19 protein-coding genes and 1 pseudogene are annotated in these 22,238 nt (G+C 48.3%); 7 read left to right on the top strand and 13 right to left on the bottom strand.

What is annotated here, in order from left to right:
* Positions 1-29: 29 nt before the first annotated feature.
* The 4 genes and pseudogenes from gloA2 to ltaE all read right to left on the bottom strand — a co-directional run bounded on the left by gloA2 (position 30) and on the right by ltaE (position 3,813).
* A complete protein-coding gene (gene gloA2, locus ACUJFL_RS00715; protein ID WP_445428208.1) occupies positions 30-425 on the bottom strand; it encodes an SMU1112c/YaeR family gloxylase I-like metalloprotein in 396 nt (131 codons plus the stop codon).
* Positions 425-1,396 (bottom strand): tetratricopeptide repeat protein, encoded by a 972-nt coding sequence (locus ACUJFL_RS00710; RefSeq protein ID WP_445428207.1) that lies wholly within the window; start codon positions 1,394-1,396, stop codon positions 425-427. The genes gloA2 and ACUJFL_RS00710 overlap by 1 nt, the downstream gene beginning before the upstream one ends.
* 17 nt (positions 1,397-1,413) lie before the next feature.
* Positions 1,414-2,657: pseudogene (locus ACUJFL_RS00705) on the bottom strand (amidohydrolase).
* 76 nt (positions 2,658-2,733) lie between these two features.
* Positions 2,734-3,813, bottom strand: a complete 1,080-nt coding sequence (ltaE, locus tag ACUJFL_RS00700) for a low-specificity L-threonine aldolase (RefSeq protein WP_445428206.1) — start codon at positions 3,811-3,813, stop codon at positions 2,734-2,736.
* Positions 3,814-3,927: 114 nt separating this feature from the next.
* On the opposite strand from ltaE, the gene ACUJFL_RS00695 reads away from it, so the two are divergent.
* Together ACUJFL_RS00695 and ACUJFL_RS00690 are read left to right on the top strand one after the other, a co-directional pair.
* Positions 3,928-4,545: a flavin reductase family protein gene (locus ACUJFL_RS00695; RefSeq protein ID WP_445428205.1), complete on the top strand. Its 618-nt coding sequence runs from the start codon at positions 3,928-3,930 to the stop codon at positions 4,543-4,545.
* A gap of 10 nt (positions 4,546-4,555) precedes the next feature.
* A complete protein-coding gene (locus ACUJFL_RS00690) occupies positions 4,556-6,115 on the top strand; it encodes a serine hydrolase (protein WP_445428204.1) in 1,560 nt (519 codons plus the stop codon).
* 52 nt (positions 6,116-6,167) lie between these two features.
* Here ACUJFL_RS00690 and ACUJFL_RS00685 read toward each other — a convergent pair whose 3' ends face one another.
* Entirely contained in the window at positions 6,168-8,408 is a 2,241-nt protein-coding gene (locus tag ACUJFL_RS00685; protein WP_445428203.1) for a TonB-dependent receptor, read from the bottom strand.
* 229 nt (positions 8,409-8,637) lie between these two features.
* Between ACUJFL_RS00685 and ACUJFL_RS00680 the strand changes: the two genes are divergently transcribed.
* Positions 8,638-10,695 carry a protein-disulfide reductase DsbD family protein gene (locus ACUJFL_RS00680; protein WP_445428202.1) on the top strand — a complete coding sequence of 686 codons (2,058 nt, stop codon included), beginning with the start codon at positions 8,638-8,640 and terminating at the stop codon, positions 10,693-10,695.
* A 43-nt stretch (positions 10,696-10,738) separates the two neighbouring features.
* Positions 10,739-11,338 (top strand): redoxin domain-containing protein, encoded by a 600-nt coding sequence (locus tag ACUJFL_RS00675; RefSeq protein ID WP_445428201.1) that lies wholly within the window; start codon positions 10,739-10,741, stop codon positions 11,336-11,338.
* Between the two features lie 21 nt (positions 11,339-11,359).
* On the opposite strand, the gene ACUJFL_RS00670 is transcribed toward ACUJFL_RS00675, so the two are convergent.
* The 7 genes from ACUJFL_RS00670 to mtnK form a co-directional block, all read right to left on the bottom strand.
* A complete protein-coding gene (locus tag ACUJFL_RS00670) occupies positions 11,360-12,268 on the bottom strand; it encodes a sialidase family protein (RefSeq protein ID WP_445428200.1) in 909 nt (302 codons plus the stop codon).
* A gap of 12 nt (positions 12,269-12,280) precedes the next feature.
* Positions 12,281-13,516: an ABC transporter permease gene (locus ACUJFL_RS00665; RefSeq protein WP_229586092.1), complete on the bottom strand. Its 1,236-nt coding sequence runs from the start codon at positions 13,514-13,516 to the stop codon at positions 12,281-12,283.
* A gap of 1 nt (position 13,517) precedes the next feature.
* Positions 13,518-14,699 (bottom strand): efflux RND transporter periplasmic adaptor subunit, encoded by a 1,182-nt coding sequence (locus ACUJFL_RS00660; protein WP_445428199.1) that lies wholly within the window; start codon positions 14,697-14,699, stop codon positions 13,518-13,520.
* Positions 14,699-15,694, bottom strand: a complete 996-nt coding sequence (locus tag ACUJFL_RS00655) for an HlyD family secretion protein (RefSeq protein ID WP_445428198.1) — start codon at positions 15,692-15,694, stop codon at positions 14,699-14,701. The genes ACUJFL_RS00660 and ACUJFL_RS00655 overlap by 1 nt, the downstream gene beginning before the upstream one ends.
* Before the next feature lies 1 nt (position 15,695).
* Complete coding sequence (locus tag ACUJFL_RS00650; RefSeq protein ID WP_226751396.1) at positions 15,696-16,637, bottom strand: multidrug transporter; 942 nt, start codon at positions 16,635-16,637, stop codon at positions 15,696-15,698.
* The gene (locus tag ACUJFL_RS00645) at positions 16,625-17,305 is read right to left on the bottom strand and encodes an ABC transporter ATP-binding protein (protein ID WP_306178620.1); all 681 of its coding nucleotides are present in this window, start codon (positions 17,303-17,305) and stop codon (positions 16,625-16,627) included. The genes ACUJFL_RS00650 and ACUJFL_RS00645 overlap by 13 nt, the downstream gene beginning before the upstream one ends.
* A gap of 380 nt (positions 17,306-17,685) precedes the next feature.
* Positions 17,686-18,879 (bottom strand): S-methyl-5-thioribose kinase, encoded by a 1,194-nt coding sequence (gene mtnK / locus ACUJFL_RS00640; protein WP_445428197.1) that lies wholly within the window; start codon positions 18,877-18,879, stop codon positions 17,686-17,688.
* 88 nt (positions 18,880-18,967) lie between these two features.
* On the opposite strand from mtnK, the gene mtnA reads away from it, so the two are divergent.
* Positions 18,968-20,002, top strand: a complete 1,035-nt coding sequence (gene mtnA / locus ACUJFL_RS00635) for an S-methyl-5-thioribose-1-phosphate isomerase (RefSeq protein WP_445428196.1) — start codon at positions 18,968-18,970, stop codon at positions 20,000-20,002.
* A 90-nt stretch (positions 20,003-20,092) separates the two neighbouring features.
* Here the strand turns inward: mtnA and ACUJFL_RS00630 are convergent, their stop codons facing one another.
* Positions 20,093-20,461 carry a PH domain-containing protein gene (locus tag ACUJFL_RS00630; RefSeq protein WP_306178617.1) on the bottom strand — a complete coding sequence of 123 codons (369 nt, stop codon included), beginning with the start codon at positions 20,459-20,461 and terminating at the stop codon, positions 20,093-20,095.
* Positions 20,462-20,699: 238 nt separating this feature from the next.
* Here ACUJFL_RS00630 and ACUJFL_RS00625 point away from each other — a divergent pair, with 238 nt between their 5' ends.
* The gene (locus tag ACUJFL_RS00625; protein WP_445428195.1) at positions 20,700-21,029 is read left to right on the top strand and encodes an ArsR/SmtB family transcription factor; all 330 of its coding nucleotides are present in this window, start codon (positions 20,700-20,702) and stop codon (positions 21,027-21,029) included.
* Positions 21,030-21,058: 29 nt separating this feature from the next.
* On the top strand, positions 21,059-22,114 hold the full coding sequence (locus ACUJFL_RS00620; protein ID WP_445428194.1) for an alkene reductase: 1,056 nt from the start codon (positions 21,059-21,061) through the stop codon (positions 22,112-22,114).
* The last annotated feature ends 124 nt before the right edge of the window (positions 22,115-22,238 follow it).

Genomic DNA, 22,238 nt, shown 5'->3' with positions numbered 1-22,238 from the left:
AGATTGTTGCCAGCCCGTTTTGCCTAACACTAATATTCATACAACTCTAAAGGTAAGCCATCGGGATCTGGAAAAAAGGTAAAGCGTTTTCCGGTAAACTCATCGACACGAATGGCTTCGACCTTAACAGCGTTGCTTTGTAAATAACTGACCCAATGGTCGAGGTCGGTGACGGCAAACGCCAGATGGCGTAAGCCTTGTGCTTCAGGTTGGCTGGGTCTGGCGGGGGCCGCTGGAAAGCTAAATAACTCTAATTGGCTGCCATCTGGCAGCTGTAAATCCAGTTTCCATGAGCTGCGCGCAGCCCGATAATTTTCGGCCAATATTGTTAAACCCAATACTTCCGTATAAAAGGCTTTGCTGCGCGGATAATCACTGACAATCAGCGCCACATGGTGGATCGCATTTAATTTGGGTGGCTGCACTAGAGGATCTTCTTAATTTCGGTTACTAGGGTGCTATCTTTGCTGCTGTTTTGCAATGGCTTCAGTATGGCTTCGGCAGCACTGCGTTGCTCTGTTGCCAGATACAGTTGGCCCAAGCGAAACTGTGCCCATTCTCGAAATTCGGGCAAGCCTTCTGCTTCAAGAAAGCGTTCTAACGCGCGAATGCCTTGTTGCTCTGCGGTTTTACCGACAGCGGCAGCACGACCGAGTTGGTACAGCGACAATAAACGACTGCGGCTAGCTTCTTTATCGACAGCGGGCTGTGCACTGGCTTTGGCAAACTGTTCAATCGCTGCCTCATAATCACGGCTTTGCGCAAACTTTACCCCCTGCAAAAAATAGGGCTCAGGTCGAGTTTGTAACTCCGTTGCCTTAGCTAATAACGCCTGTGCAGCGGTAGGATCGTCAAGTTGCAGTAGCAATTCCAGTTCCAGTAATTGGCCTTGCAGCGGTGAGGTAAGTTGCAGTTGTTTGCTGAGTTGTAACGCTTGTTCTTTATCGCCGCCAGCAATGCTAGGGGCCTGTGCATAATATTTCGCTAAGGCTTGTAAATACTGTGCATTATCTGGTGCCAGTTCTACTGCCGTGGCAAAGGCTTTAGCACAGCGTTTTGCTGCACTGAGTGCACTGAACATACTGGCTTTTTGTGCGCTTTCGCAGTTAGCTTGGCCATACCAAAATTGATATTGTGCCTGCTCAGGGGCGTTTTTCAACGCTCGGGCTAACAGCTTTTCGGCGAGTTCAACGTTGCCCAGTGACAGCTCGGTGCGGCCGAGCGCAGCCAATAAGGCTGCGTCTTTTGTTTTGGCATTCACCAAGGGCGTTAACAGGCTTTTTGCTTCTTGATAGGCCTGTTTTTGCCACAGCGTTTGTACTTGTTGCTGCACATCTTGTTGCGCCGCAAGGGTAAAGCTGCCGCACAGCAGTGCGGCGGAAAAAAGGCGAAACATGCTATTCCTTAAAGTGTTCACTCTTGCATGCTAGGGTAAGATAACGCCCAGTTTACATAAAGCTCGGTGCCAGTTTTTAACGCTTTTTCATCAGCATAGAAAAACGGTGAATGATTCGCCGGTGCTTTAGCCGCGTCTTGGCCTTCGGGTGTGACGCCAAGAAAAACAAATAAGCCTGGTGTTTCTAAGGCGTAAAATGAGAAATCTTCGGCACCGGTCACTAGGGCGCTTTCTTCAACTTTTTCTATGCCTGCGACTTGTTGCAAAATTGGCAATGAGCGACGAGTCAGCGCCGGATCATTTAACGTGACAGGATAACCTTCGAGGATTTTAACATCGGCAGTGGCACCGGTTACGGCAGCACTGGCTTGCGCGGCTTGTGTTAATAAACCAAAAATTTGTTGGCGAATACCCATATCAAAGTTACGAATCGTGCCTTCTAAATACACTTCATCAGGAATAATATTATTGCGTACGCCGCCTTCAACGATACCAAAACTGACAACGGCTGGCGCGCGGGTAATATTAATTTGGCGACTGACAATGGTTTGCACATTATTGACGATTTGCGCTGCAGCCACGATCGGGTCAACCCCAGCCCAAGGCGCAGAGCCATGGGTTTGCTTACCTTTAACGGTGATTTGAAATTGATCTGAGGAGGCCATCAAAGGCCCTTGCCGATATTTCACAACACCGACATTGGCGGCAGACCAAACATGAATGCCGAAGATGGCTTCGGGTTTGCTTTTAGCAAACAAGCCTTCTTTTAGCATCAGTTCGGCACCGCCTTCTTCACCTGCCGGTGCGCCTTCCTCTGCCGGTTGGAAGATAAACATCACTTTACCGGTGAGCTGCGCTTTGTTTTTTGAGAGATATTCGGCCGCGCCCATTAGCATTGCCACATGTAAATCGTGGCCACAGGCATGCATTACGCCCACTTCTTTACCGCGATATTCGCCTTTGGCTTCTGAGCGAAACGGTAAGTCGGTTTGTTCGACAACCGGCAAACCATCCATATCAGCGCGTAATGCCAGTAAGGGGCCGGGCTTACCACTGTCTAAAATCGCCACCACTCCGGTATGCGCAATATCGGTTTGCACGGTCATACCGAGTTTTTTTAGTGTGCGGCAACCAATTTCGAGGTGCGAAATTCGCGGTTGCTTAATTCAGGGTGCTGGTGCAGATCCCGGCGCCATTCAATCACTTTCTTTTCTAGCTCAGGGCTAATGCGTTGGGTGTCAGCGAAAAGTGGCATGGCCATAAAGGCGAATTGGCTGGCTAGCAGGGCTGCCACAAGAGGGCGTAAGATCATGATGAGGCTCCAAGAAGAGTTAGTGTTATCTACTATGCGCAAATTGGTTTAATAAATCCAGTGTCGTCGCAATATCTGCTGCTGATACATCTAAATGACACACCCAGCGCAAGCGCGTTAGCTGACCACTGGCATTGGCGTAATTGCTGCTGGTGAGTTTAACGTTATGCTTAGCCAGAAAATCGAGTAGATCTTTCGCCACATTGGGAGTGAGGTCGGTAAACACAATATTGGTTTGCGGCAAATCTAACTGCAAATGCCCAGCAAAACAGCCTTGAGAACTTAATGCTTGTAACCCTTTCGCAAGTGTATCAGCATTATGATGATCCTCTGCCAAACGTTCAATATTGTGTTGCAATGCATATAATCCCGCGGCGGTAAGTATACCGGTTTGCCGCATGCCGCCGCCGAGCATTTTGCGCACGCGCCGCGCGCGCTGGATCAATGTATGTGAGCCCAGTAATAATGAACCAACTGGAGCACCTAAGCCTTTCGATAAACAGATCGACACTGAGTCGTAGCCTTCGCATAAGCGTCGTGCCATTTGTTGTGGCGTCAGCTGATGTTGAGGTGCCAGTGCCACCGCGGCATTAAATAAACGCGCACCGTCGATATGGCATTGCAGGTATTTTTCTTTCGCCAGCGCAGCAACATGTTGCATATAACTTAGCGGCAATACCTTACCGCCGATGGTATTTTCAATTACGATCAAGCGCGTACGGGCAAAGTGTGGATCGTCTGGTTTGATAGCATCGCTGATATCTTGTAGCGCTAGGCTACCATCCGCTTGCAGCGCAATCGGTTGCGGTTGGATTGAACCGAGCACCGCCATACCGCCGGCTTCCCATTTATAGGTATGCCATTGTTGACCTACGATGGCTTCATCGCCGCGCTGGCAATGGCTCATCATGGCAATCAGGTTGGTTTGCGTGCCACTTGGTGCAAACAACGCATCTTCAAACCCCAGCATATCTGCTGCGTAGCGTTGCAGTGCTATAGTAGTCGGGTCATCATTAAATACATCATCACCCAACGCGGCGTTGAGCATCGCTTGTTTCATGGCGACAGAAGGTTGGGTTACCGTATCACTGCGAAAATCTGGCATCTGGTCTCATCTCTGCGGCTAACATCTGGCGTTCAGGCTAGATTGCTGGCAGGCTAAAAGCAAGTTGCTTGCGTTTGCTAGACGAGGTCTAGCGACAGAGTATGGAGGAAGAGCATGGCTGATTATTTTTTTGAACCACAGCAGGGGCATGGTTTGGCACATGACCCGTTTAACAGCATTATTGCGCCACGGCCCATTGGTTGGATTTCTAGCATTAGCAATGCTGGGCAGGTTAATCTGGCACCTTACAGTTTTTTTAATTTGTTTAACTATAAGCCACCTATTATTGGCTTTGCCAGCACCGGTTGGAAAGACTCAGTACAAAATATTGCCGAGCAAGGTGAGTTTTGTTGGAACTTGGTGAATCGGCCTTTGGTTGAAGCGATGAATCAAACCAGTGCCAGTGTTGCTGCCGACGTGAACGAGTTTGCCTTGGCCGGCTTAACGATGGCTGCGTCTAAATTAATTAAACCGCCGCAGGTAGCCGAAAGCCCTGTGCGATTTGAATGCAAGCTAAGCCAATTAATCCCATTACAGATAGCCAATGGCGAGCAGGTACCCACTTGGTTGGTGCTTGGAGAGGTAGTCGGGGTGCATATTGCGTCATCGTTATTAATTGATGGGGTGTATGACACCTTGGCTGCAGATCCGGTATTGCGGGCGGGTGGCCCTGGTGATTATTACACGTTAAATGCCGCGAATAAATTTAGCTTATTGCGACCAAAAATTTAAGGATAAACCGATGCAACGGCAACTCTGCACATTCTTGTTAGGCTTAACCACGGCGGCCATGCTGCAAGCTGAAACGCTAACACCTGAAGCCGTCCCGCTCGATTTGGCGCAAGTGGTGCCCGCGGCGCTGCAGCAGTTTGATACGCCGGGGATGGCTGTGGTAATCATTAAAGATGGCCAATTGGTGCATCAGGCGGGTTATGGTGAACGTGATATAAGTGCCCAAGCGCCAGTGACCGCGGAGACATACTTTCGCTTGGCCTCTGCGAGCAAAGCGTTTACCGCTGCCAGTGTGGCGTTCTTAGTGGATGCCGGGAAGTTAAATTGGGACGACAAAGTGGTACAGCATCTACCGCAATTTCGATTGCAAGATGCTTGGGTCACTGCCGAGTTTACGATACGTGATTTACTGAGTCAGCGCAGTGGCTTAGCCAGTGGCGCAGGCGACAGTATGATTTGGCCTGAACCCAGTGGTTTTAGTCGTGATGAAGTGATCAACAATTTACGCTACTTAACACCGTTAAGCAGTTTTCGTAGCCAATATGCTTATAGTAATGTGCTGTATATCACTGCCGCCGAATTAGTGGCCAAAGTGAGTGGCCAGCCTTGGCAGGATTTTGTTGCCGAGCAAATTTTTCAGCCGCTGGAGATGCAGTGTTATGCCGGTGACGTGCCTGATAGCGCCTTAGCCGAAGCGGCGCTACCGTATGAGTTTCGTGCCGAAGCGGGTTTTTTGCCGATCCCACGAAATGCGATTGACGGTAAAATGTTGATGGCCGCAGCTGCAGGTGGTGTGGTGTGTCGCGCCTCCGACATGGCGAAATGGTTAAGTTTTTTATTGGCTCAAGCCGATGCCCGTACCGCAAAAGCGGGGCCGGTCAGTCGTCAGCAGTTACAACAAATGTGGACTGCACAAACGCTGATGCCCGTCAGTTCACTCGATTTGGAATTAGATTTCACCCATTTTAGTGCCTACGGTATGGGCTGGCGCATGGCTGATATGCACGGTTACAAAGTGATTCATCATACCGGTACTTTATCGGGTTTTCAGGCGCATGTGTTGTTAGTGCCAGAGCAGCAATTGGGGGTTGTGGTATTAAATAATGGCTCAAACAGTGGTGCACGCCAGTCGGTGGTGCAAACGGTGTTAAAGCATTATCTAGCGCCTGAACTGCAACGTGATTGGGTCAGTTATTATGCCGATCAACGACAAGCCTTGGCACAGCGCGCAGCGCCGCCGCAACCGGTGGGTACGGGTGAGGTGTTGTTGGCATTACAAGATTATGCAGGCAACTATGCGGACCAATGGTTTGGTGGTATTGAAATCAGCCAAACGGATAGCGGTTTACGTTTTCAGTCAGCGAAAATGATTAATTTACAAGGCAGTTTGCAGCCGTTTGCCGATCATAGCTTTATCGTGCAGTGGGATGATGCCAATGTCGCGCGCAATGCGTTAATCCACTTTGAGCTTAATAATCTGCGGCAAGTCACCGGCTTTAAATTAGAGCCTTATGCGGCAGAGCCTGGCGAGCGCCACGAATATCGGGATATGCAATTTTACAAACAGTAAGGGCGAAACAAAAAAGGCAGCCAAAGCTGCCTTTTTCATGAGCGGGTATGACTTAGTAGAAGTTCATACGGAAGTCGATACCAAATACCCGTGGTTCGTTAACAAAACCAGTCAGGTTACTGAAGTCAATGGCACCTTTCAGGTTGTCCTGATCAGTGATATTGCGGCCAAACACACCGACTTCATAACTGTTTTTGTAGTTAACGTAGGCCACGCGTAAGCCAGCTTCATTATTGTTTTTGCTGTTGAATTCTGCTGATTCATACAAGAACAAATTGGTGTCGCCTTGCACTTGGTAATCGGCATACACATAGATTTCACCGCTTTCTAACGGATAATCGTAGCGTGCATTCAAGGTTAAAATGGTTTCTGGAGCTTGTGGGAAGGGGTTGCCGTTAATTAACGCTAAACCATTTACCACCGGATCTAACACCGTACACTGCCCAGAGCCACAAGGTGCAATAGTCAGATTGTCGTCTTTTAGCTCGGTTTTGTTATAGCTAAAACCACCACCTAACATCAGGTTTTTTAATACCCGATAGTCAAAATCTACTTCAAAGCCGTAGCCTGTGCCTTTGTCAGCATTGATTAGCTGGTTACCTTGGGTTTCACCACCAATAGCTGATAATTGAATATCATCAATGACGTAATAAAACAGCGCAGCATTTAAGCGTAAGGTGTTGTCGAGTAAATCAGACTTAGTACCCACTTCAAATGAGGTAATGGTTTCAGCACCGGCGACTGACGGCGGCGCTTCAAATGCCACATCACGACCTTGGATAGTTTGCGCACGGAAACCTTCGGCGGCGCGGGTAAATAAGCTAGTCGTATCGGTTAAGCGATAGTTAGCGCTTAATTCCCAGCCTAATTGATCGTCTTTCACTTTGATCGGGTCATATTGTTGCTCAGACGCGAAACCAATCACTACCGCAAAACCATCAACGTTTTGTTGGCCAACCGAGAAGGTTTTTTCATCATCGGTATAACGTAAGCCACCCGTTACGGTTAGCTTTTCGGTAAGTTGATAAGTTGCTTGACCAAATAACGCCCAGCTAGTATTGCCGTGAAATACTTCGGTAGCACCAAAGAAACCATCAACGGTATTCACCGCAAAAGATGAGTCAAAATAGTAAGTACCGACCTGCCAGCTCAGCGCATTACTGGTATCACTGGCTAAACGGAATTCTTGGGTAAATTGACGCAGACCATTCAGTTGATCTTCAGTAACGGCATCGGCTACTGCAGCATCACCCGCTTCATTCACATTACCACCGTCGATGTCACCAATACCACCGCCACTGGCTTTTTCTAATGCGGTGATAGAGGTAAGGGTCATTTCTTCTAATTTCACGTCAACTTTCAGCGAGGTACCCCAAGCATCATAGTTTTGACGGTTATTACCCGGGCCATCATAAGCGACAACATCACGATCGTAATTGTTGTTGAGCTCGTTGCTGCCTTTCGTCAGGATATTTTTGCGGAACATGGTTGATGTGCCGTCGTAGTTACGATTATGCACATTTAGCAAGGCATCAAATGCATCTGATTCAAATAAGAATTGTAGACGTGCCGCGCGTTCATCATAGCCGCCCATTACATCATTTTGCCCAGTAAAGCTGTTGTCGATCCAGTTACTGCGATGTTGTGATAACAATGACAAACGCGCCGAAAGTGAATCGGTTAGACCGCCACCGACAGCGCCTTCAAAGTGTGCGCTGCCTAAGGTTGCCGCCGTCGTTTTTACATAAGCATCGAATTCTTGGCGTGGCTTAACGGTATCAAATTTAATAATACCGGCGGTGGTGTTACGACCAAACAGCGTGCCTTGCGGACCACGGATCACTTCAACTTGTTCGACGTCGAACAACGGGAAGCTTTTTAAGATCACGTTTTCCATAACAACATCATCCATGACGATAGATACAGGTTGTGATGCAGCGAGATCGAAATCGGTGTTACCTAAACCACGAATATAAAAACGTGGTGCGGCACGGCCGTTTGAACTTTCGGCATAAAGGCCGGGCACTTTAATCGCTAAAGCGGTAATGTCATCACCCGATGAGAAAATACTGTCGAACTTTTCACCAGACAGAGTGGCCACAGAGATTGGCACTTCTTGAATGCTTTGGCTGCGACGCTGTGCGGTAATAGTGATGGTTTCCAGTTGTTTTTCTTCAGTTTCTAAGTTTTTGTCACTTTCCTGCGCCAGCAGAGCAGGAGAAAAACCCAGTGTTGCACCGAACAGTGCTGCGTGCATCGCAGCGACTAGGGCAGATTTGCTGAATGGGGTCATTAACATTGCACCTTTTTAAGTTGTGAGCGAATCGTCATTATATGAGTGTATGTGCCTATAACGATGCCGTGCTGGAGTGACCACAGTGGCATGGTTAAAAGCGGCGTTAAATATACCAGCTTATCGTGTTTTTTGCTGCAGTTAGCCGAATTTTTCAACAAGAACACTAGTAAAGTGATCGCCGGTGTTGTAATAACGTAAACAGCGTAAATGATTAAAGGATAAGACGATGCGTTTTTTAACGGCTTTGTGGTTCCTTGTGCTTTTTAGTGTTAGCCCGGGGTTATTTGCACATACTACCGGTTGGCAACCTGCACAGCATTTACGTGCTGAGTTAGTTAGTGAATACCAAACGATAAAGCCTGGGCAAACACTGCAACTCGCCTTGCATTTTATCCCTGACGAACACTGGCACACCTACTGGATTAACCCAGGTGACTCAGGCTTACCCACCAGTATAGATTGGCAGCTACCCGCAGGCGTGACGGCTGGCCCCATTCAATGGCCCACACCTCAGCAATTCTCTATTCCCCCTTTAATGAATTACGGTTTCGGCGGCCCCACCGTGTTGCTGAGCGAATTAACCGTACCGGCAGATTACGACGCTACTGAGCTAAATATTGCGGCAAATGTTGATTGGCTGGTTTGTGAAGAGATTTGTATTCCCACCTCAGCCAGTTTTGAACTGACCTTGGCGGTGGCTGCACAAGCTATCGTGTCAGAAACCGCCGTTGACCTGATCAACTTAGGTAAAGTGAGTCAGCCCAATGTACTTGCGGTCAGCGGTCAATATGATATTGCCGGAGGCAGCTTGTCAGCCGCGATCAGTGGCTTGCCTGATATCGATTTTCAACATTTCTTCGTGCGCGCCACTGAAGTTGTCGATCACGCCGCGCCGCAGCAATTATTAGTCAGTGAAGGGGAGTGGATTTTACGCCAGCCGCTGAACACTTACTTTACCGGTGCGCCAGAGCAATTTGAAGTGGTGTTAGTGAGCGCTTCCGGGCAGGGGTACAGTGTGCAATTGCAAGTGGCCAGTGATGGTGCTGCAAGTAGCAGCCCTGCCACGAAAACAGTGCCAACGCTGTGGTTGGTGTTATTAATGGCCGCAGCAGGCGGTTTTATTTTGAATCTCATGCCGTGCGTGTTCCCGGTATTATCGTTAAAAGCCTTGAGTATTGCGGGTAATACCGGATCGCAGCAACAACAGCGCTCAGATGCCCTGTTTTACAGTTTGGGGGTAGTGCTCAGTTTCGTCGCTTTAGCATTAGTGCTATTAGCCCTGCGCAGTGCCGGCAGTGCGGTTGGTTGGGGCTTTCAATTACAAAGCCCTTGGCTCGTGGCGGCACTGGCCTATCTGTTATTTGCCTTGGGCTTAAGTTTGTCGGGTTTGGTGCAGTTTGGCTTGGGCTTGATGAATACCGGCAGCGGCTTAACCCAGCAAAAAGGCGGTAAAGGCTCGTTTTTTACCGGCGTTCTGGCAGTGATTGTCGCTAGCCCTTGTACCGCACCCTTTATGGGCGGCGCGTTAGGTTATGCCGTGACGCAACCTCCGTTGTTAGCCTTGTTGGTTTTCGTAGCCTTGGGCTTAGGCATGGCGCTGCCATTCTTACTACTTGCTTATATTCCAAGCTTGGCAAAAGCCTTACCTAGGCCTGGCGCCTGGATGGAGACCTTAAAGCAATTATTGGCCTATCCACTGTATTTAAGCGCTGTTTGGCTGGCTTGGGTCTTTGGCCGACAAGTTGGTATTGATGCCTTGGCCATTTTGCTGTGTGGTGCGGTGGCCATTGCCGCAGCCTGTTGGTTATGGGGTCGCTGGCAAATGCGTCGGCAGGGTCTGGCAGAGCCAATATTTGCTTTATTTTTGGTGGTGTTAGCTTTTTATGTGGTGAGTTTGCCTGCACCTAATACCTCAACCAATACCGCTGATGCAGCACAGCAACATTGGTCAGCATGGAGCCCGCAACATTTAGCTGAACTTAAAGCCGCCAATAAACCGGTACTGGTTAATATGACAGCCGATTGGTGTATTACCTGCTTAGTCAATGAACAGGTGGCACTGAATACCGAGAGCAGTAAAGCCGCCTTAGCCTTATATGATGTGACCTATTTGAAAGGCGACTGGACGCTCAAAGATGCCGATATCACGGCCTATTTGCATCAATATCAACGCGAGGGCGTGCCTTTATATGTGTTGTATTGGCCGGGGCAACCAGCTGAAGTGTTACCACAGATTTTAACGCCTGATACGCTCAGGCAAACCTTAGAGCGGCTAAGTCGTTAAACATACCGCTTCATTTATTTGATAATTTACAGGAGTTAACCCTATGAAAAAAATGACATTACTTGCAGCAGCCGCTGCTACGTTGTTTGCGGCTAACCTGTTTGCAGCACCGCAAGTAGGTGCTCCCGCACCTAACTTTACGGTAAAAGACTCAACCGGTAAGGTACACAGCCTAAAAGATTTTGCTGGCAAAGAGGTGGTATTAGAGTGGACCAATCATGATTGTCCGTTTGTAGTAAAACACTACAACGGCAATATGCAGCAGTTGCAAAAAACCTATACCGAGCAAGACGTAGTGTGGCTCAGTGTGATTTCCTCTAAGCCCGGCAGTCAAGGCCACATTGATGGCGCAAAATCAGCTGAACTGACCACAAGCCGTGGTGCCGCGCCAACAGCGGTGTTATTTGATGAAAGTGGTGTGATGGGTAAAGCCTATGATGCGCGCACCACACCACATATGTATGTAATTGATAAAGCCGGTGTGCTGCAGTATATGGGTGGCATTGATAGCATCCCGTCTGCCAAAGTAGATGATATTGCTAGAGCTACACCGTATTTCGCTAATGCTGCAACCGCAGTATTAGCCGGTCAAACGCCGGATCCTGCGGTGACTAAGCCTTATGGTTGCAGCGTTAAATACTAAGAGGTGAGTATGCTGCCGGTTTCAAGCAGCCGGCAGCTCACTGAGCGCCACTGCAGCAAAATAAATCGCCGTTTTGCTCTCGTGTGACGAATAATAACTGATTAACAGCTTGTCATCTTGTAATACCATCCCTGCGTAACTGCAATCACCACCTGAAGGTAATGTTAGCCATTCTGTTAGCTCACCACTCAGTAAGTTGATACCACAGAGACCGGTACGCACCCTATCATCATATAATCTGACACACGCCACTACGCGCTGATCGGGCAGTTTCAGCCAAGTTGGACCACCAATGCGGGCGCTTAATGTTGTCCACTGCCAATCGGAATAAGGTGCTGAGCTGCGGCCTAACAATCCCGGCTCAGGATCGCGACGTAATAAACATATTACATCGTTTGCCTCTAAAAAAAGGAGATGGTTTTCATTGGCATAGCTGCCCTGATAAATATCCTGTAAGGGTGTAAATTTCAGGGTGGCATCAGCAGAGTATAGCCTGGAAAGGGTTGGTCTTTTAACGTGATAGGCAAGCGCGTAGGCGGTATCTTGCTGCCAGCTGATGCGCCAGAGCCAATAGTTTATATCGCCGATGGGCTGCGGAGCAGACCAATTGATACCGTCAGACGATGCACAAATAAATGATTGATGACTGCCGGCACTTTTATCATGTAATGCGGCTACACCATTGATTAACAGCCGGCCATCAGGGTGTAGGCTAAATTTAGGATCGCGCAAATCGGCCTGCGGATCAACGATGCAGGCCACAGCTTGCCAGCTGGCGCCTTGATCTTGTGAGCGTAATAAACGGCACATGCCATCGCCAGAAACATGGTCAGCCGCTTCGCGAAACACACACCACAGCGCACCCTGCCAAGCAATTAAGTCGGTAAAGGCATTGTGCTCACCTTGTTGCCAAATACAGCGACTGTGCATGGTGACTCCGTATTAATCTGTTTGTAAGGCCGTGATCGGATCCAACTCTGAGGCTTTAATGGCAGGATAAACCCCAAAAGCGACACCGATTAGGGCACAGATACTAAAGCTTAGCACGATGGCCGGGATTGACCAGGACACGGCCCAACCAGAATAAAAAGCAATTAATTCAGAGAGAATAATACCAAACAGAATACCGGCGATGCCGCCAACAATAGCAATGGTGAAGCTTTCGGCAACAAACTGCAGTTTAATATCGCGTTTTGTGGCGCCAATGGCTCGCAGCAAACCAATTTCTTTGGTGCGTTCTAACACCGTGGCCAGCATGATATTCATAATACCTATACCGCCCACCAGCAGCGAGATACCCGCCACACAGGACATCACAATATTAAATATTTTTTGTGTTTGCTCCTGCTGTGCTAATAACGCCGCGGGTACGATTAAGCGAAAATCATCAATATCATTATGACGTTGCTGCAATAAATAGTTTAGGGCGCGGGCTGCGACGGCGCTATTGGCGCCTTCGGTTAACTGTAAACGAAACGAGCTGAGTTCGGCATCCAGAGGAATACTGCGAAAGCGGCTGCGGGCGGTTTGTAGCGGCATAAACAGTTGGTTTTGTTCACCACCCAGCTTAATACCCTGAAATTCGTTTTGGCTATTATAGGGCTCGGCTAACACGCCGATAACCTCTAACCAGACATGATTGACTTTAACATAACGGCCAAGTGCATCGCCTTCAGGAAACAAATTAGCGGCCATTTGTGAGCCGAGCACGGCCACTTGTGCGGCATACAGGTCTTCTTGCTCGGTAAAGTTACGGCCGCTAGCAAATGGCAAGCTACTAAGTGCCATATAACTGGGTAATACACCCACGGCTAAACCTTCGCTTTTACCGCTGTGGCTGATAATGGCATAGGTTTCGAGCTGGCGCTCGGCGCTAAAGCCGGTGATGTTAGGTAGCGTTGTCACGGCCGCTTGCAGATCGCTTTGGCTCAGCCCTAAAGAATGTTTGCGATGCTCTAATAAGGTTTTTTCGTCAAAGGTTTTGCTTTCAACAATAATGTTGCGCAGCCCCATGGTTTCAATGGTTTTTAAGGCTTCGCGTTCGGCGCCTTCACCAATATTGAGCATCGCAATTACCGCACCTACACCAAATATCATACCGAGTAAGGTTAGAAAGGTACGAAGCTTATGTTGTGCCAACTCGGCCAAAGTATCTTTTAGCATGGCGCTATGTTTCATGTTAATTCTCCGGTGGCAATAAGCTGATACGATCGCCGGCGCTTAGGCCTTCGATAATTTCGGCGTGTGTTAGGCTTTTAGCACCTAAGCTTACGGCTTGTCGTTGTAAACTGCCGCCGCGTTGTTGCCACACATATTGGCCTTTTTCATCGCTGAAAATCGCTTGCAAGGGTAGCGCTAATACCTCCGGCAAGGTGTTAGCGAAAATCTCAGCGCGTACTTTTGCTCCCGGTAAAAAGAAATCTTGTTGGGCGCTTGGTGCCACGATAACTTCAATATAGCGGCGCGGATCGCGACGTTCGCGCGATTGCGCCACTTGACCCACGCTTTGGATGCGGCCTTCAAGTACTTGCTCTGGGCGAGCGGTTAAACGAAAAAACACCGGTTGATCGACCGCTAAGCCAACCGACTCTTGTTCAATAATCAGCAATTTGACATGTTGTAAGCTTAAGTCTGGAATACTGCCCAGCTTTTCACCGGGAAACACCATCCGACCCACCTCGGGTTTTTCACCGCGCCAATTGCTGTCATACAGCAAAATACCTTTGTGTTGAGCGCGGATTTCGAGTGCAGCTAAGCCCGTTTCAGCCTGGGTCAGTAAGCTTTGTTGCTGCCCTTTTTGCAGTTGCAGCAAGTCGAGTTCGCCTTGCGAGCGGTTGGCAAAACTTTGTTGTTGCCAATCTAAGTAAGACTGCTTTTCACCTAAAAACTCTTTATTTTGCATCGAGTCTAAGATTTCTAGGCGTGAGCGTATTTGGATATCATCAATACTAAAACGGTCGGCAAAAGCAAATTCTTGCTGCACAAGGCGCTGATCTAAGCCAATAGTGGACAGTTCCGCTTGTTGCTGAGTGCCTTTAAAGTCTTGATCGGCCAGCACGCCAGATAAAGCATTACTGGCATCACGCCGGCTGCGTTCTAACTGTGTCGCATCAAAACGGATCACCAAATCTCCGGGTGAAACACTGCTGTATTCTGGGGTGATCTCGGCAATAAAACGGGGGCCGCGGGTACTTTGAGGCGCATTAATGCTAATGGCGTTAACGGCAAATAACTCCCCTTCAGCTTGAATGCGGTGTTCAAGCGTGCTCGATTGCAGTGTTAATAAGGCTGCGTTCTCATCGGTTTCACTACAACCACTGAGCAGCAGCAAACTTCCGGCTAACATAACGGCAAAGCGCATTATTCACCTCCTGCCGCTAAACGAATTTGTAAGCGCGCACTCATACCTGGGCGCATAATAGCCAAATCTGTTTCATCGAGTTTGATACTGGCATCAACGACTCGGCTAAGATTTTCGGCTGTTTTGTTGCGCACCGCAGTACCTAAATCGGTAAGCACACCACTAAAGTTGCGCTCGGGATAGGCATCCAAGGTAATTTGCACCGTAAGGCCGCTACGAAGGTACTTTAAATCAACTTCATCAATTTCTGTTTTGATATACAAACTTTCTAATTGGCTCACTTCGGCAATGGGTTGGCCAAACTGAACGGTATCGCCAACCGATGACTTTTCACCGTTATAATTGGGTACATATACCATAATGCCGGCAAAAGGCGCGCTAATTTTTAACGAGGCAACTTCCCGTTTTAGTTGTTCCACTTCGGCGCTTAAGCGGGCGATTTTCGAGGAAATAATTTGTTGCTCGGCATCGCGTTGTTGTTGATGAAAATCTAAACGACTTTGCGCTAATTGATACTGACTTTTCGCAATAGTGAAGTCGATCTGCGATTTTCGGCGATCATTTGCAGAGCGCGAGTTATCCACTATCTCGGCCTTACGCTGTTCACGATCATGGTCGTTTTTGCGTTCGGCTAATTGCAGTTTTAATTCCTCAAAACGTTGTTCATCAGCGGTTAAACGGTTGGCTAATTCTTGCTCTGCACTGCGCAGTTCAATATTTTTATTACGCAGCTCGTCTTGTACGCTTTGGCTATCAAAGCCAATTACCGGCATGCCTTGTTGCAACAAACTGCCTTCTGGCGCCATTTCTTTAATATTGTATTGCCATAAGCGGCCGACACTGGGAGGGGTGATGGTAAAAAAAGTGGCTGCGGCTAACTGACCCGTTGCTCGTACCGTTTGGCGTTGTTGCTCATTATTGCTCGTTTCTGGTGCGGGTGTGCAGCTAATTAAGCTGAAACAAACCAGGCTAGAGAGTAGCAGTCGAAATGGCATGTTAGCGTACCTCTAATAGCAAGCCCATGCCCAGCAACGGCTGAGATATGGGTAGGTTGCTCGCGCTAAATTGCGCTCGATAATACAAGGCATTGCCCCAGGCTTGACGCTTTTCGCCTTGACCGGCCAGTTGTTGCAGTGTTACGGGGAATTGCAACTCAGGGGAAATATCAAAACGAGCGCTAATGTGTTTAGCTTGCTGCAAACGCGCTACATCCACTTCATGTACCCAGGCTTCAACATAAAGGCCATTTAATTCGGTCACTTCAGCAATCGACCATCCGGGCTGTGCGGTAACACCGCCAAATAATTTGGTGCGATACCAAGGATGTAAGCCATAACTGATGGCGCCGTCCCGTTCAGCGTACACGCTCATTTTGGTCAGGTTTAACTCTGCTTCAGCGAGCTCTGCCGCTGTTTTATCAATTTGCAGTTGCTGTTTGAATAACGTGGTTTGTTGTTCTTGCTTGGCAGTAACGAGGGTTTCCCGGGCTTTTTGCAATTCGGTAGTAGCACGTTGCTGTAATAGCTGGTTATTTTCATAGTCGTACAAACTGAGGTTGGTTTTAGGCACCGCTGCGTCAATGTTGGCTTTCTCTAATAATAATTCGCGGCGCTGCAGTTCATACTCTGCTTCCATCACCTTTAAGGCTTGTTGGCTTTCGAGTTGTTTTAATTGCTCTTGAGTGCTGACTAATTGGTTTTTGAGCCGTTCAATGTTGGCTTGAATGGATCCGGCATCAAATACTGCCACCAAGTCGCCGGCTTTAACCGCTTCTGCTTCGGGTTTTAGCCATTGCACTTGAATACGCCAAGTGTCGCTCATTGGCGCGACAATGGTTTGCCGATATTCAGACACTAAACTGCCGGTAAGCAACAGCGGTAATTCACTTTGTACTTGCTGGCTCAGAGTGGTGGCCAGGATCAAACTTAAACCGAACATTGGCTGTCCTCAAGTATTTGGCCGTCACGCATTCTAATAACCCGCTGGGCATAAGCGGCAATGTCATCTTCATGCGTTACCATCACGACGGTATTGCCTTGCTGGTGAAGACTGGTGAGTAATTGCATGATTTCTACTGAGGTTTTACTGTCTAGGTTGCCGGTAGGTTCATCGGCAAAAATCACTTTGGGGTTGTTGATCAGTGCACGCGCAATCGCGACCCGCTGGCGCTGGCCACCTGACATTTCTGCTGGCTTATGATGCATGCGATGGCCTAACCCAACTTGTTCTAATAACGCTTCTGCACGTTGTAGCGCTTCAATGGCGGGGGTGTCGGTATAGCGTAAGGGCAGCGCCACGTTTTCGGCGGCACTTAGCCGGGGGAGCAAATGAAATGATTGGAAAATAAAACCAATATGCTGATTGCGCATGGCCGAGAGTTGTTCATCATTCAGCGCACTAACATCAGCACCGGCCAGCTGGTATTGACCACTGCTCGGGGTGTCGAGACAACCCAGAATATTCATCAGTGTTGATTTGCCTGAACCCGAACTGCCCATAATGGCCACAAATTCATTTTCGGCGATGGTTAAACTGACCTCTCGTAGCGCTGCAACCTGAGTATCACCGCTACCAAAAATTTTACTTAACGCTTGAGCGCTTATCATGGAGCAACCTTACAACAAAATCATTATGGCAGTTTGGCATAAGGTGCAGTGCAAGAACCAGTTTAGTAGGTAGCTATAGTGTAACTAAATGTAAACTTGGCTTTAATAACCCCTGCGCTCAGTGTCGCTTGGGCAGGGGGCTTAGGGCTTGTTGATGTTTGATGGTTGTTTTTGCAGCTGAATGGCTGGTATTTATACAAGGCAGAGCTTGTGCCGTGTAGTTATTCTACATAAACAAGCGACCCGTTTGTATGGAACAAACGGGAACAGCTTGCTGGCCGCAGGCGAAATATAGGATATATTTCGTATAACGTAGTAGAAATGCCAGCCACACGCTGCCCGAACAAAATCTAAACAGCAAACGTCAACAAGCCCTAGGCTTATACCGGCAATAAATCTAAAACTTGCTCAATACTGTTCAGGCTTTGGCGCTGCATAATAAAACGGCGGCCAAGCTCGATAGCCTGTTTTTCGATGCTGGCGCGCTGTTGCTCACTGCTGACTTTATCTAAGTCGGCCACATGCGCTAACCCTACGGTACGCCGGATCAGCTCACAGCCAGCATAGCCAATGGCATCAGCAAAAACCTGCTGCAAAAATTGTTTTTGATATAAGCTGTTACGCAGCATCGGATCTTGGCTGTCTTGGCTCATTAACTGGCTAAATTGTTCAGCGAATACTTGCCACAGTGTTAGGCATTGTTGGCGCACATAGGTTTGGTGTTCAGTGACCGCCTCGGTATCTGCCAGTAACCCAGCGCAACCAAGATAGTTCAAACAAAAGTTAGCCAGTAACGAGCCAACATCAAAGCCGATAGGGCCATAAAAGCCAAATTCGGCGTCGATCACCTTGCAGTTTTCAGCATTGACAAAAATACTGCCGCTGTGCAAATCGCCGTGTAACAAGGCTTGTGGCTTAGATAAAAAGTCGGCTTTTAGTGCGGCGACTTCCGCTTGTAGCGCTTCGTCTTGCCATAGTTCGCGTGCGGTGCTGATAATCAAATCATGGATGTTATTGCGCTCGTGATTGCAGTAGGGATCGGTAAAAAATAAATCTTCGGTAATTTGGCAAAGATCGGGGTTAATAAACTGCGCCACGGCAGCTTTTTTTGCGGGCCCCGTCAGCACAAAATCACTGGTATAAAATAAGGTGTGCGCTAAGTAATGGCCAATTTGCGTTGCAACATGCTCATACTGTTTGCCTTTAATCAGTGCCGTGCGCAAGATGGTATATTGCTTTAAATCTTCCATCAAAATGGCCGACAGCTCAGCATCAAAATGGCGGATTTCAACGGTATGCTCAGGGCAAAAACGCGCATGTACGCGCAATACTTCCGCTTCAATACGGGCGCGGTCGGTGCTTAAAGGCCAACTTTCGCCCACACAGCGAGCATAGGGCAGGGCTTGCTTTACAATCAGCGAAGTCCCTTTATCATTCGACACACGAAACACTAAATTGAGATTGCCGTCACCAAACTCTTCGGCAGACAGCTTACTGTGATCGCCAAAGAGTTCACTGTGCTTGTCGGCAAAACGCATGGCGTCGTCGTTATTGAAAATGCGGTAATAAGTCATCGGGTTACCTATTTACTTGAGAAGAAAAACGCGTGGCAGCATAATCGCAAACCTTATAGACGTCTGCAACGCCAAATAGGAATAAGCTATGAAAAACTTGTCTGCACTTAGTCTGAAAACGCATCAGGGAGAGCTATACGTTTTAGATCAAACCTTATTACCCCATCAACAGCAATGGCTGCATTGCACAACGGTAACGCAGATGGTGACGTTGATCCAGCGTTTACAATTACGCGGCGCACCGGCTATCGGCATTGGTGCCAGTTTATTATTAGCCTATCGTGCTACTCAGGGCGATAGCCAAGCACAACTGCAAAAAGACGCCGAAATATTACGGGCCGCACGGCCAACGGCGGTTAATTTAATGAATAACTTAGATAGCATGCTTGAGGCTATTCAGCAGACGGATTTTGTCAGTGCCACGGTCGCGTGCGCCGAAGCATTATTTGCGGAAGATGTGGCGTTGTGTCAACTGATGGCAGAGTACGGTGCGGCCTTAGTGCAACCGAATGAACAGTTATTAACCCACTGTAATACCGGTGGTTTAGCTACCGCAGGCGTGGGTACGGCGCTAGGTGTGATTAATTTAGCGCATCAACAAGGCAAAAATATTCGGCTGTGGGTAGATGAAACGCGGCCACTATTACAAGGTGGTCGTTTAACCGCGTGGGAGTGCCAGCAATTGGGTATTCCGTATCAGCTAATTTGCGACAATATGGCCGCGATGTTAATGGCGCGCGGTCAGGTCGATCGCATTTTTGTGGGGTCAGATCGTATCGCGGCCAATGGTGACTTTGCCAATAAAGTAGGTACTTACAGCCTTGCGGTAGCGGTATTAGCGCACTATCATCAGGTCCCCTTCTATGTAGTGGCACCGCATACCACCGTCGATTTAGCCTGTGCCGATGGCAGTGTCATCCCTATTGAACAACGAAATGCCGATGAGGTACGCGGGGTCAGTGGCGCCTTTGGTCAAACCTTGTGGGCACCCGAGGAAGCACCGGTGTTTAACCCCGCGTTTGATGTCACGCCAGCCAGTTTAGTCACCGGTTGGGTGCTGGATACCGGAATTTACAGCCAGCAAGATATTTCCGCAGGGGTATTGCAGCAACTATTTGGCTAAGGCCTTTAGCGACTCAGCAACTAGCAATGATAACGAGAGCAAAAATGCCGGTTATCCGCCCGAGGTTAAGGGTGGCAACACCGGTATTTTTTACAGAATGCTTAGCGAGATATGCTTTGAGATCTCAACAATTGCAGTGCTGCCTGTAAATTCAAATCTTACCTTACCGACTGCAGATAAATAAATTTCCAGCTCAGAATCGAGATCGAACGTGCCCGACGTTTCTACTGAGTAAGCCACGATATTTTTGTAGGGTAGCGAAGTAAAGTCCTTTTTGCTGCCGGTAATACCTTGCACATTAACCGCAATAATTCTTTTATTGGTGAATACCACGCCGTCACGCATCGATTTATACGAATCGATAACGGTTTCATTGTCTAACAACAGTGCCGAGACTTTTTCAGCAAATTCACTGTTTTGTTTCAGTTTAAAGACGCTTTTGTTATTAAAATCGATCATGAAATATCCTTGTTAGCGATGTTTGGTCAACAAGCAAAAAAGACAGCTTAAAATAAACAATGCAATAACGCTAATGTGGCTTTGTTTATTTGCCTTAAATCGTGCTGGTGGCTATTGAAAAAGCGTTAAGCCGTTTCGTGCTGCCACCTTGGCATTATTTTGTGTTTACCCCCTTGAAATCGCTTGCTGCCATCTACATATATCGGTTTATCGCGATATATAAATAAATCTATGCCTGATGACGACAACCTCAACAACACCGCTAACGGCCAAGCAATTGGACGACATGATCAAAGCGCTGGCGCATCCGGTGCGTCGCGACATAGTAATCTGGTTAAAAACCCCAGAGCAGTATTTTGCTGATCAAGAACATCCACTAAGTTTAGGGGTGTGTGCTGGCAAAATTGAGCGGCAAACCGGTTTGTCGCAAAGTACGGTATCAGCGCATCTCGCTACGCTGCAGCGTACCGGGATTATCTGTAGCCAGAAGGTCGGGCAGTGGCATTTTTTCAAACGTAACGAGGCGCTGATGCAGCAATTTTTGTTACAGCTTAGTGCCGAGCTTTAATTTCTCTTTTCAACGCACAGGACAACACTATGCCAACCTTATTTGATCCTATTCAAGTGGGCGATTTACAGCTAAAAAACCGCATTATTATGGCACCGTTGACGCGCTGTCGCGCCAGTGCCGGACGCGTACCCAATGATTTAATGGTGGAATACTATACACAGCGCGCCAGTGCGGGCTTAATTTTAACCGAGGCAACCTCAGTAATGCCTATGGGCGTGGGCTATCCTGATACGCCTGGTATTTGGTCAGCAGAGCAAGTGGCTGGCTGGCGCAAAATTACTTCCGCTGTGCACCAGGCCGGCGGCAAAATTATGCTGCAATTATGGCATGTGGGGCGTATTTCTGACCCGCATTACCTAGATGGTGAACTGCCGGTAGCGCCAAGCGCCATTGCTGCTAAAGGGCATGTTAGCTTAATGCGCCCGAAAAAAGATTATGTCACCCCACGCGCGCTGGAAACCGCAGAGTTGGCGGATATTGTAGCAGCCTACCGCCAAGGTGCTGAAAACGCGAAGTTAGCGGGTTTTGACGGCGTAGAAATTCACGGCGCCAACGGTTATTTACTGGACCAGTTTTTACAAGACAGCACTAACAAACGTACCGACAACTACGGCGGCAGCGTAGAGAACCGTGCCCGATTGATGTTAGAAGTGACCGATGCCGTAATTGAAGTGTGGGGCGCAGGGCGTGTGGGTATGCATTTAGCACCGCGCGCAGATGCACATGATATGGGCGATTCGCAGCGTGCCGATACCTTTGGCTTCGTTGCCAGCGAATTAAGTAAGCGTGGTATTGCCTTTATCTGTAGTCGCGAAGCACAAGCAGCCGATAGCTTGGGGCCTAAGCTAAAACAGCTATTTGGCGGTGTTTATATTAATAATGAGAAGTTTGATAAGGCGACTGCAAATAAAGCCTTGGCTGAGGGCATTGCCGATGCGGTGGCCTTTGGTGTGCCTTACATTGCTAACCCGGATTTGGTGGCGCGCATGCAGCAAGATGCACCACTGAATGAGGCTAAGCCTGATTTGTTTTATGGCGGTGGTGTAGAGGGTTACACGGATTATCCGTTTCTACCTCAGTAATTAGCCCTCACGTTAGGCTGGGAATAAAGAGCAGTTGCCACAATGGCACTGCTCTTTTTTATTATGTTCAGCTACGTTAGGGTTATCGCTATTGCAGTGGGCGTGTTAAGCGCATGTGTTACTC

Source organism: Alishewanella sp. HL-SH05 (genome assembly GCF_052655985.1).
Note: the sequence above shows the minus strand (reverse complement) of the source record. Positions and strands in the feature narration are given on the sequence as shown.